12 protein-coding genes, 2 tRNA genes and 2 pseudogenes are annotated in these 10,921 nt (G+C 31.4%); 7 read left to right on the top strand and 9 right to left on the bottom strand.

All coding sequences use genetic code 11. The features are described from left to right. Positions 1-19: 19 nt before the first annotated feature. Positions 20-172: pseudogene (locus tag TMEL_RS01090) on the top strand (transposase); the annotation flags it as partial. Between the two features lie 35 nt (positions 173-207). Next, on the top strand, positions 208-762 hold the full coding sequence (locus TMEL_RS01085; RefSeq protein ID WP_049750422.1) for an RNA-guided endonuclease TnpB family protein: 555 nt from the start codon (positions 208-210) through the stop codon (positions 760-762). Between the two features lie 251 nt (positions 763-1,013). Here TMEL_RS01085 and TMEL_RS01080 read toward each other — a convergent pair. The 3 genes and pseudogenes from TMEL_RS01080 to TMEL_RS10435 form a co-directional block, all read right to left on the bottom strand. Next, positions 1,014-1,304: pseudogene (locus tag TMEL_RS01080) on the bottom strand (glycoside hydrolase family 3 N-terminal domain-containing protein); the annotation flags it as partial. Beyond that, complete coding sequence (locus TMEL_RS10440; protein ID WP_049750421.1) at positions 1,250-1,471, bottom strand: hypothetical protein; 222 nt, start codon at positions 1,469-1,471, stop codon at positions 1,250-1,252. The pseudogene TMEL_RS01080 and the gene TMEL_RS10440, both read right to left, overlap by 55 nt. Positions 1,472-1,477: 6 nt before the next feature. Then, entirely contained in the window at positions 1,478-1,756 is a 279-nt protein-coding gene (locus TMEL_RS10435) for an aldo/keto reductase (protein ID WP_049750420.1), read from the bottom strand. Between the two features lie 381 nt (positions 1,757-2,137). Here TMEL_RS10435 and TMEL_RS01070 point away from each other — a divergent pair. The 5 genes from TMEL_RS01070 (at position 2,138) to TMEL_RS01050 (ending at position 4,600) form a co-directional block, all read left to right on the top strand. Further along, positions 2,138-2,227: transfer RNA gene (locus tag TMEL_RS01070), tRNA-Leu, on the top strand. Positions 2,228-2,257: 30 nt separating this feature from the next. Then, positions 2,258-2,334, top strand: a tRNA-Met gene (locus tag TMEL_RS01065). A gap of 93 nt (positions 2,335-2,427) precedes the next feature. Beyond that, a complete protein-coding gene (queF, locus tag TMEL_RS01060) occupies positions 2,428-2,820 on the top strand; it encodes a preQ(1) synthase (RefSeq protein ID WP_012056438.1) in 393 nt (130 codons plus the stop codon). A 2-nt stretch (positions 2,821-2,822) separates the two neighbouring features. Then, positions 2,823-3,449: a queuosine precursor transporter gene (locus TMEL_RS01055; RefSeq protein ID WP_012056437.1), complete on the top strand. Its 627-nt coding sequence runs from the start codon at positions 2,823-2,825 to the stop codon at positions 3,447-3,449. Positions 3,450-3,457: 8 nt separating this feature from the next. Continuing rightward, positions 3,458-4,600 carry an MFS transporter gene (locus TMEL_RS01050; RefSeq protein ID WP_012056436.1) on the top strand — a complete coding sequence of 381 codons (1,143 nt, stop codon included), beginning with the start codon at positions 3,458-3,460 and terminating at the stop codon, positions 4,598-4,600. A 5-nt stretch (positions 4,601-4,605) separates the two neighbouring features. Here TMEL_RS01050 and kamE read toward each other — a convergent pair whose 3' ends face one another. From kamE to kamA, 6 genes are read right to left on the bottom strand one after another with little or no spacing between them, the layout of a single operon-like run. Beyond that, the gene (kamE, locus tag TMEL_RS01045; protein ID WP_012056435.1) at positions 4,606-5,391 is read right to left on the bottom strand and encodes a lysine 5,6-aminomutase subunit beta; all 786 of its coding nucleotides are present in this window, start codon (positions 5,389-5,391) and stop codon (positions 4,606-4,608) included. Continuing rightward, positions 5,388-6,950, bottom strand: coding sequence for a lysine 5,6-aminomutase subunit alpha (gene kamD, locus TMEL_RS01040; protein WP_012056434.1), 1,563 nt, complete (start codon positions 6,948-6,950; stop codon positions 5,388-5,390). Before kamD ends, kamE begins: the two co-directional genes overlap by 4 nt. Next, positions 6,940-8,301 carry a lysine 5,6-aminomutase reactivase ATPase KamC gene (gene kamC, locus TMEL_RS01035; protein WP_238375220.1) on the bottom strand — a complete coding sequence of 454 codons (1,362 nt, stop codon included), beginning with the start codon at positions 8,299-8,301 and terminating at the stop codon, positions 6,940-6,942. Before kamC ends, kamD begins: the two co-directional genes overlap by 11 nt. Further along, positions 8,264-9,274 carry a lysine 5,6-aminomutase reactivase subunit KamB gene (gene kamB / locus TMEL_RS01030; RefSeq protein ID WP_012056432.1) on the bottom strand — a complete coding sequence of 337 codons (1,011 nt, stop codon included), beginning with the start codon at positions 9,272-9,274 and terminating at the stop codon, positions 8,264-8,266. Before kamB ends, kamC begins: the two co-directional genes overlap by 38 nt. Next, complete coding sequence (locus TMEL_RS01025) at positions 9,232-9,642, bottom strand: MaoC family dehydratase (RefSeq protein ID WP_012056431.1); 411 nt, start codon at positions 9,640-9,642, stop codon at positions 9,232-9,234. Before TMEL_RS01025 ends, kamB begins: the two co-directional genes overlap by 43 nt. Next, positions 9,639-10,910: a lysine 2,3-aminomutase gene (kamA, locus tag TMEL_RS01020; RefSeq protein WP_012056430.1), complete on the bottom strand. Its 1,272-nt coding sequence runs from the start codon at positions 10,908-10,910 to the stop codon at positions 9,639-9,641. The genes TMEL_RS01025 and kamA overlap by 4 nt, the downstream gene beginning before the upstream one ends. Positions 10,911-10,921 lie beyond the last annotated feature (11 nt).

Raw genomic sequence — 10,921 nt, 5'->3', positions numbered from 1 at the left:
AATAATAAGCGGTGATACGATGATATTAGAATCAAACAACCATTCTGTTTTCAAACTTAACTATCACTTGATATTGGTAACAAAATATCGTAGAAAAGTGATTAATGATAATATTTCAAAACGTTTTAAAGAAATGTTTGAATACATAGGCAAAAAATATTTGATTAAAATTGTCTGGATATACATATAGCAAATAATTTCAAAGAAGTGTTAGGAATAGACTTAGGAATAAAAGATACAATAGTATTGAGTACAGGAGAAAAATATATATTACCAAAACTAACAAAATATGAAAGGAGATTAAAAAGATTATACAGGCAATTGTCAAGAAAACAAAAAAGTTCTAAAAACAGAGAAAAAGCAAGGCTTAGGTTGGCTAAATATATTGAAAAAATAAATAATATCAAGAATGATTGGATACATAAAATAACCCGCAAGATTGTCAACGAAAACCAAGTTGGCAAAATTGCGGTAGAAAACTTAAACATAAAAGGTATGCTAAAAAACAAACGTTTGGCAAAACATATTCAATGGCAATCATGGTATAAATTCATTACTATATTAGAATACAAAACAAAAAACGCTGGTACAGAGCTAATAAAGGTAGATAGATTTTTCGCATCAAGTCAAACGTGTTCAGTGTGTGGAAATGTAAATAAAGAAGTAAAAAAGCTAAGTATAAGGAAATGGACATGTCCACAATGTGGAGCAGTCCATGATAGAGATATCAATGCTGCTATAAATATAGCTAGTTATGCATAGTGGTAAATGAGCAATAGTAGAGCAGGGACTGTCCGAAATTACGCCTGTGGACTGTGCTCTGGCGGTGGAACTTGCAAGAGGTCTACGAGCTATCACAGGTTGAAGCAAGAAGCCACATCTTCTTAGTGTAGCGTAAGGTGTGATAGTTTACTTCTAAATTTTTGTATTAATTTGTATTAAAATGTAGTGTATGAAAGTTCACATACAAATTCAAACAAGGGTTCGACATTGTATGTATCATAATATCTTTATTCAACATATTTTATTGTTCTTTTAATCAATGCTCTTTTTGATATCTTTGTGTCGATAGTCATTCTATTTGTTTCTTGGTTGTTTGCAACAAAATATTTAACGCAAGCACCAACAGTCTTGGATTGTATGCCTTTTACGAAACTTGTTGCCATTTCGTCTGAAAGTTCCGAATCTTCAGAATAGTATTCAAAATTTCTCCCAGATAGTGGATTTCTATGGATATTTAGTGCTGGGGCTAAAAGAAAATCCATTTCATGTTCTCTTGTTTTGTATCCCATTGTTTTTCCAATAAAACGTTTAAAAATTTTTTGCTTCTTTCACTATTATCTTTAAATATCCTATCACCAGCAACAGGTAACCAAGCCATTGGGATGATATCTTTTGCTAAACAATAATAGAGAGTACCATCAAAGAAAGGTTCAACGTAAAGTGGGGAAATTTCAATTTGGTTAAACAAAATAGGTTAGTTAATTTTTTCTTTAAATAGGGTAACATGGTTTGGTTTAAAATTTGATATTCCAAAGTTTATTACCATACCTTTTTCTTTTAGATATTCAAAAGCTTCAAAATTTTTATTTGGATCCATTAATAGAACTAGTCTGTGTATTAAAAGTATATCCAAAAAATCAGTGTTTAGAATTTTAAGAGTTTTTTCAACAGATACAATAATATGCTTTTTTGATATATCGTAGTACTTTGTCTTTACGTGTGTATGTTTTTTGGAGGGTAATACAATTCCCACTTTTGAGATAATTTAAATTTTTCCTCGTAAAGTGGGAACAAGTTTAAGAACTTGCCCAAATATTTTTTGTGCATTGTAATCTCTGTAAATATCTGCAAGATCAAAAGTTATTACCCCAATGTCTATTAAATCTATAAACGAGAGATAGCATTTCCTTGGAAGAATATCCCCAATCTTTGCTAATTTTAATTTTCATGTTTTTCACTCCTTTTGCGAAATATCTTCTTTACTATATTATCATTATTTTCATTGTAAATAGTTACATAAAAAATGAAATAATAGCATATTTTAAAAGAAATATACTTAGTAATTGAAAATAAAAAACTATTTTTAAAAGGTATTGACTAATTTGCATTTTATGTTAAAATTATTAACGGTGACGCCGGGGTGGCGGAATTGGGAGACGCAGCGGACTTAAAATCCGCTGGGGGTTACACCTCCGTGTCGGTTCGAGTCCGATCCCCGGCACCACTTTAAAAATAATTGAAGGTTAATATACGTTGCGGGGTGGAGCAGTCTGGCAGCTCGTTGGGCTCATAACCCAAAGGTCGCAGGTTCAAATCCTGCCCCCGCTACCAGAAAAAGGCAGCTTGTTGGCTGCCTTTGTTTATATTGAAAATTACATACTTTGTGGTAGGATAAAAATATACAAAAAAGAAAGGAGGATTTTGATGCCACAAGCAGAAGGAAAAAAGTTTTCATTTGTTGGTGAAGAGCACATTAGGACAGATTTCTTAGAAACTATACCTTTTGATAGAAATGAGGAAAAGATCACCATTGAAACTGAGGAATTTTCAGCAGTTTGTCCTTTTTCAGGACTTCCAGATATTGGTAAATTAATAATAGAATATTATCCTGATGGTGGAAAGATAGTAGAATTAAAATCTCTAAAATATTATTTAGTTTCTTTCAGAAACGTTGGTATTTATCAAGAAAAAGCTACTGTAAGAATTTATGATGATTTAAAAAATATTCTTGGAACAAAAAGAATTAAAGTAAAGTTAATTTACAATATAAGAGGTGGTATATTAACAACAACAGAAGTTGGAAGTTTGGAGGGGTAAAAATGTTGAAAAAAAATTATGAGTCTTTAACTACACTTAATGTCTTTTTTTCTATTTCTGTTGTTGTTTCAAATATAGTTGCAAGTAAGGTGATAAAAATAGGTTGGTTTGTTGTTCCCTCGGCAGTTTTTGCTTATGCTATAACCTTTTTGATTACCGACATTATTGATGAGATATGGGGGAAAAATGAGGCACAAAAAACGGTTTGGAGGGGATTTTTTGCACAAATTTTTTCGTCAATACTTATTTTAACAGCTCAATGGTTGCCAGTAGCGCCTTTTATGCCAGAACAACAAAATCATTTTGTTGCAGTTTTGGGGCAAAACTGGAGATTTGCAATAGCATCCCTTATTGCTTATCTTATATCTCAATCCATAGATGTTAATCTATTTTCTTTCTTTGGAAAATTAACAAGGGGAAAGAAAAAGTGGATTAGGAATAATTTTTCAACTATGACTTCTCAATTCATAGATACTATGATATTTATTACAATAGCGTTCTTTGGTGTAGTGCCTAATTTGTGGCAGATGATTATGTCTCAATATTTGTTGAAATTAATAATAGCTGCTGTAGATACTCCGTTTTTTTATCTGTTTACAAAGGGATATATCTTTGATTTTGAAAGTTAGGTGGTTGTGTGAAGTTTCATAGATATCATTTTGTTTCGATGATTTATTCTGTTTTGTTTTATCTTATTGTTTCTTACGTAAATTCAATGGGGTCAAGACTAGGATTGTTGTATTCTCAAATTGGATTTATCAATTTCTTAGGAGCTCTTTCCTATGTTATTGCGAGTATAAGTATTGGACATATTGGTGATAAGGTTGGTTACAAAAATGTATTAATTATAGAGTCGGTGCTTTATTTTGTTTTTTTGTTAATTTCTTTGAATTTTTCAGGTGTTTTTTACTTGGTATTTTTGGCGGTTATTTCAAATTTGTTTTTTGGGAGTTTTTATCCTCAAATAGAAGGTTTAATTGCCAAGAGTGAATCAATAGCTAATTACCCACATTCAAAAACAATTATGAGATTTAATATTTCTTGGAGTTTTGGAAATATCCTAGGAATGGCTTTGGGGCCATTTATGACTGTAAGGTATCCAAAAACAATTTTTGTCTTTGGTTTATTTTTATCCCTTGCAATTGGATTATTTATTTGGTTTGATTACAAAAAAATTGGAAAATTAATCAAATTAAGTAAAGTACCATTTAAGAGGGAAAATTTGGTTGAAAATATAAATAAGTTTAGATGGGTTTACAGAGCTACGCTGTTTTTTTCTGGTCTTTTATATACGGCTATTTTAGCTCTTTTTCCAAAATTGATTAATTCTTATGGGATAGATCTTAGCTTAACAGGTTTTTTAATAGCTTTTGCAAATGTTTCTGTTTTTTTAACGTTTCTGTTTATGGGGAAGTTTAGCTTTTGGGTGGGGAAACCTAGAGTATCATTTTTGTTTTTGATTGTATTGCCTATAACGTCCATTTTGTTGTTTTTAAAACCCTCTCCTATATTGTTTTTAATAGTTTCCTTTTTAGGTGGTATGTGTTATGCAGTGCCTTACACTTTCGCTATATATTATGGTCTTCATTCAAATGAAGATGATCAGGGAAAACAAGGAGGTTTTCACGAAGCAACTATAGGTCTTTTATTTGGTTTTGGTCCCTTAATTGGTGGCGTATTTTTAGATGCTTTTTCAGGAATAGTTGGACTTGCAATTTTTGGCATTTTGTTAACAAGTATAACGTTAATTATTCAGATGATTTTTCTTTTAAAAAAATAGGGGCTTTAGCCCCTATTTAATCTTTTGTATAGTTCGTGTGCGACAAATGCTCCTACATGTTCTGCAAATGTATTTGTGCCAAAGCCTGCATCATAGCCCAATTCTTTTGCAAGTTCATGTGTGATTCTTGGACCTCCAACTACCAATACAACTCTTTCTCTTATGCCCTCTGCTTCAAGTAATTCTACAAGTTCTGTTAAATGTTTTATATGTATGTTTTTTTGTGTAACCGTTTGGGAAACCAAGAGTGCATCTGCATTGACTTCAATTGCTTTTTTTACGAACTCTTCTGCTGGGACTTGACTTCCCATATTGTATACCTCAAACATTTCGTATCTTTCAAGGCCGTAATGACCAGCAAATCCTTTCATGTTTAATATTGCATCCAATCCTACAGTGTGTGCATCTGTTCCAATAGTTGCACCTACTACCACAATTTTTCTACCTATTTTTTCTTTTATAAATTGGTCTATTTCATACATGGTCATTTCTTCTACATGAACTTTTGGAACGTGTATACTCGTGTAATCAACTGTATGAATACAATCTCCATAACCTATAAAAAACGTAAAACCTTTTGTTAATTCCTTTGAAAAAACTATCTGTGGGTTTTCAAGTCCCATTTTTTTCATCAAAATTTTTGCGACTTCCACTGCTTCATCTCCAGACGGTACGGGAAGTGTGAAGCTAATTTGTACTTTTCCGTCATTCATTGTATCTCCATATGGTTTGATAGCTTTTAGGTTTAGAGTTTTGTCTATATTTTTTCTTTCAAGATTGTATCCACTCATTTATTACACCTTCCTTCAAGCATTTTATCAAAAAATGGGTTTATGTAGTTTTTGCCTTTTAGAAATACACCTTCAAGTCCTTTACCACCATTTATAGGTCTTTTTATGTTTGCAAATACACCTAGGCTTAATGCCTCAAAAAGACCTATTTCTGAAATTTTTTCTAGCAGTTCAATTGCTTCGCTTAGTACTTGTTTAACTCTGTTTTGGATTATACCATTTTCTTTAAAGTATATTTCATCACCTATGTTTCTTAGGTTGTTAAATATATATTTTGCCGTTTCAATTGCAAGATATCTATCGGACATAAATGGGGTGTGTATTGCTTCAGTTAGCATTCCAAGAAGCTGTATGCCTTGCTTTGTCCAGATGGAAACAACGTTAAACATAGCATCTTGAACAAGTCCTTTGAATATGTTTCCTGTCATATATTTTGTTGGTGGCATGTATTTTAACGGAGCTTTTGGGAATATTTCTCTTGCCATTTGTGCTTGGGCAAGTTCATATAAAAATCCGTTTTCCAAATCTGGATTCATTTCAAATGCATGACCTAATCCCATTTGTTCTTCAGGAATACCAGCAATTAAAGCAAGTTGTTCATTAATAAATTGTGAAGCAAGTACTGTGTGAGCTTCTTGGTAAGCATCAGCTGTTGTTAAGTAATTATCTTCCCCTGTGTTAATTATTATTCCTGCAAAACCATTTATTACTCTTGAAAAGTGTTGGTCAATTATTGTCCTTTGCATGTTAATGTCTCTAAATAAAATACCATATAACGCATCATTTAACATCATATCAAGTCTTTCAAGTGCACCCATCGCCGCTATTTCTGGCATACAAAGACCAGAAGCATAATTTACTTGTCTTATATATCTTCCAACTTCGTAAGAAACTTCATCTAATGCTTTTCTCATTATTCTGAAATTTTCTTGTGTTGCAAAGGTGCCCCCAAAGCCTTCTGTTGTGGGACCATACGGTACATAGTCAAGAAGACTTTGTGCAGTTGATCTAATTACTGCAATTATATCTGCCCCTTGTCTTGCGGCGGCTTGTGCTTGAACTACATCTTCATAGATGTTTCCTGTTGCGACAATGACGTAAAGATAAGGTTGTTTTCCTTCACCAATTTCTTTTATCATTTTTTCTCTTTTTTTCTTATTTTCTTTTATTTTGTTTATAGTATTTTCAACAATGGGATTTATAACACCTAAAACATTTTCAATGCTATGGGCTTTAATTTTTCCCAAGTCTAATTCACATTTTGCAATTTTTTCGGCTATATCTTGCGGAGATAATCCAGTTTCTATCATTGCATTTCCAATGTAGTAAGCTGCTCCTTGCTCCAGTAATCCTTTTTCTTTTAGGTGGTCCACTACAACGTTTGGAAGAGGTACATTTTCATTATTTACTCCATCTATACCGAGAAATCTACATATTGTTCTTTCAATCGAGGTTGTAGAACGTGGTTCTACAAACTTTCTAATATCTTCTGCTATTTTTTTTGCCAAATTTTTTGCATGTTCAACTTTTTTGAAATCAAGGCCTAATTTACTTTTCATTTTCTAATACCTCCTCAATTTTTTCAACTAAATAATTATCTATATTTAGTAACTTTAGGATTTTGATTGCTTCTTTTGGTGAAACGTTTGAGGATACTTCTTCTAAAGAGTAATCAAAATAATCTTGAATGTTTCTATTTTTATCTATTTTTTCAATATTTTTTACTCCTTTAATTCTTAAGTGTCTAATGTTATCTGAAATTACGTTGTCAAAATGTGTTGTGATACAACAAATAATGTTTTGTTGGTTAAGGAGATTTGCAATTGTTTTGACTATTGCCCTTCCTTCCGTTGGATTTGTTGTTCTTGCTGGTTCATCAAGCAAAATTAACATTTTTTGTTCTTTATTTATCTGCTTAAATATCTCATTTATTATCTTCATTTCTGCTGCAAATGAAGATAGTCCAAGTTTTACGTTTTGAAAATCACCTGAAATGAAGTATATTTTGTCAAATATTGGTAAATTTGCTTCTTTTGCAGGCACGTAAAATCCCATTTGAAAAAGTATTTGAGAGAGTGCAATAGTTCTTAATAGCAGTGTTTTTCCTCCCATATTGGCACCAGTTATTATCTGTGTTCCATTTTTTAATTTAATGTCGATGTCTTGAAATTTTTTTCCTTCCCCTTCAAGTAGATTTTTAATTTCAGGGTTAAAAAGTTGTTGATATTCTATCTCAAATGCTTTATTTATTTTTGGTTTTTTTAGATTTAATTTTTTTATTAACTCTAATTTTGAAATGGAAAAATCTAAAAAGCCAATTATTTTGTAGTTCTTTAGAAATTTTTCCGTGTATTTGAATAATTCCAATGATAAATTTTCGCAGATGTTTTTTTCTATTTCCTTTTCTTTTATGGTGAGATCTATTAATTTGTTTTCATCATTCTCATTTTGTTTTTTTCCCCGTATTTCTTTTAAGGTTTTGTCATAACTACTGTATATATAAAAAGTGGGCATTTTTTCATTATCGGGATCTAAAATTTTAAAAGGTTCAACAAGAGCTTCAAGGTTAAAGTAGTCAAGTAGATTTAATGTTTTAAGTTCATTGAAAAGTTCTTGGGAGAAATACGTAAAGTGTTTTATTTGAAAAAGTTCAATTTCATCTAAGGGATTTTTGTAGCTTAGTTTTTTAAATGTTTCATGTATGTCTTGAAAGTGTGAAAGTATATTTTTTACCTTTTCAAGGGAAAGGTTTGATAGAATTTCTATAGCTTTTAGATGATATGTGATTTCACTTTTGCTTGTTAGTATTTTTATGTTCTCAAAATATTTTCTTCCAATTTGAGAAGAAAAGTTCAGATTGCTTTTTATGTATTCAAATCCCACATCCATATTTTTCAACCTTTCTAACATTGATTATTGGCAAACTTGTTTCTTTAGAAAGTTTTTTAATTAGTGTTTCTTCATCAATTTTATAACCATATGGAGAATACGGATTTACTGTAATTAAAATTAAATTTGGTTTGTGGGTTACAAATATCTTTCCGCCTTTTTTTTGAAAAAGTTTAATGTAAAAACTTTTTACAAAGATTTTTGAAATATCTTTCACAATTAAAGTGGGATATATGTTTTTGTTAATTAGATTTTTTAGAAAACTTTCTGTTAACGCACCGCTTATTATTATTTCTTTGTATTTTTTTAATTTTTCAAAGTTTTTAATGTTTAATAATGATGATTCGATGAATTCTTGTTCTTTTGAAAAAATGCCAGGTTTTATTTCAATGTTTTCAGGATATTTAGGAAGATTAATTTTGTAAATAATTTCAGAGGTTTTTTCAACTATTTTTTCTATATCAAGACTTATTGCAGCACCTGTTGCCAAAATTAAAGCATCGCTTATTGTTGAAGAGCTAATTCTAGATAGTGCACCATCGATTAATATTTTGTCTACACCAAGTTTGAAAAGTTTTAAATTTATTTCAGAAAGCCATTTCATAGTAGTAGGTCCCGAAAGTATTATTTTTCCTTTTTCCAGTGCTTTTGCTATTATTATTCTTCCTGTTGAAGTGCTTCTCGTTGAAACATACAAAATTTCAGAAAGGAAGTTTTTTTGTTTATAAAACTTTTCTGTAGTTACAAAAATCACACCTTTGTCTACAAAGATGTTTGGTTTTTTGGTATGTGTAACTTGATCTTCATCTTCTCCATCAATACCAATAGACGTTATTCCTAACACATAATTTTTCTGCAAATTATTTAGCAGAAAATTAAATGTTTCTGTTTTTCCTGTGTTTTTTTCTAAGCCAACAATTGCAATAGTTTTAAAATCTTTGAAAAGGTCTATTAGATGAATTTTAGAGAAAGTAATGCCCTTCCTTCTACACATATTTTTCCTTCTTTATTATAAATGTTTGTAGAAACAGTTATTCTCTTTTTTTCCATTTGTTTTTCCAATACTTCTATTACTATTTTTATTTCTTCTCCCACATAAACAGGCCTTAAAAAGTTTGCATTTTGTGACATGTAAATTGTTCCAGGACCTGGAAATTCCATCCCCAAAATAGAAGACACGTAACCAAGAAGAAGGATGCCATGGGCAATCCTTCCTCCAAAGATGGAATTTTTCGCATATTCTTCATCTATATGAACTGGGTTTTTATCGCCTGTTATTTCTGCAAAATTTAATACGTGATCGCTTTTAACTATGAATTTTTTTTCGAATTTTTGTCCTATGTATATTTCATCAAACTTCATTTTTCTTCTCCCCTTTTTTCTTTCCATTTTTTAATTCTTTCATGTCTTTCTAAATGAGTTGGTTCAATGGAAATCTTTTTGCTTTCATAAAGTGAAGCGATACCGGTGAATTTGTATTTTTTCCTGTATTCGCTATCATCAACGTCAGATGTAGTATCTTCAGGTTCATGATATGCAACTATAACTCCTTCATAATTTCTCAAGATAGCGGTGTTATTAGAATACGAAATCAAGTATTGAGGCATTAATCTTATTTTTCCGCCACCTGCTGGTGCATCTACCACATAGGTTGGAACACAGAAACCTGAAGTATGCCCTATTAGGCTTTCCATAATTTTCAGACCCGTTCCAATGGATGTTCTAAAATGAGAGATACCTTGAGAAAGGTCACATTGATAAATATAATATGGTCTTACTCTAATTTTCACTAGTTGATGTACAAGTTCCATCATAATGTATGGACTGTCGTTTACACCTCTTAGTAGAACAGATTGATTTCCCAAAGGAATACCTGCATCTGCCAACATCTCACAAGCTTTTGAGCTTTCAGAGGTAATTTCTTTTGGGTGGTTAAATTGCATGTTTATCCATATTGGATGGTACTTTTTGAGCATATTTGTAAGTTCTTTAGTTACAATTTGAGGTATTACCACAGGAGCTCTTGTTCCGATCCTAATTATCTCAACGTGTTTAATTTTTCTAAGTTCTTTTAGAATGTATTCTAACATATCTATTCCAGCTAAGAGTGCATCGCCACCGGAAAGTAATACATCTCTTACTTGTGGAGTTTCTCTAATATAATCAATTGCCGCATCTATTTCACTTTTTGTTCTTGTCCTGTCATGTTGACCTGCAAACCTTCTTCTAGTACAGTGCCTACAATACATAGCACACATATCAGTAACGAGTAGTAACACTCTATCTGGATATCTGTGTGTAAGTCCAGGAACAGGAGAGTCTTCATCTTCGTGTAATGGATCTATCATGTCCCAGGGTTTAACTTCAAGTTCTTTAACGGTTGGTACAGCCTGTCTCCTAATAGGACATTTCGGATTATCCGGGTCCATTAAAGATGCATAATATGGTGTTATTGCCATCCTTAATGTTTTCAGGCTTTGTCTTATACCCTCCTCCTCTTCTTTTGTAAGGTTGATAACCTTTTTTAATGTATCTACGTTTGTAATTCTATTTCTAATTTGCCATTTCCAATCATTCCATTCTTTATCAGTTACATTTTTCCAAAGTGGAATGTCTTTGTAATGCCTCATTTTATCCCTCC

Origin of the sequence: Thermosipho melanesiensis BI429 (assembly GCF_000016905.1) — a bacterium.
GTDB classification, from domain to species: Bacteria; Thermotogota; Thermotogae; order Thermotogales; family Fervidobacteriaceae; genus Thermosipho; species Thermosipho melanesiensis.
The sequence above is the reverse complement of the archived record's forward strand: the minus strand, read 5'-3'. Positions and strand labels throughout refer to the sequence as shown.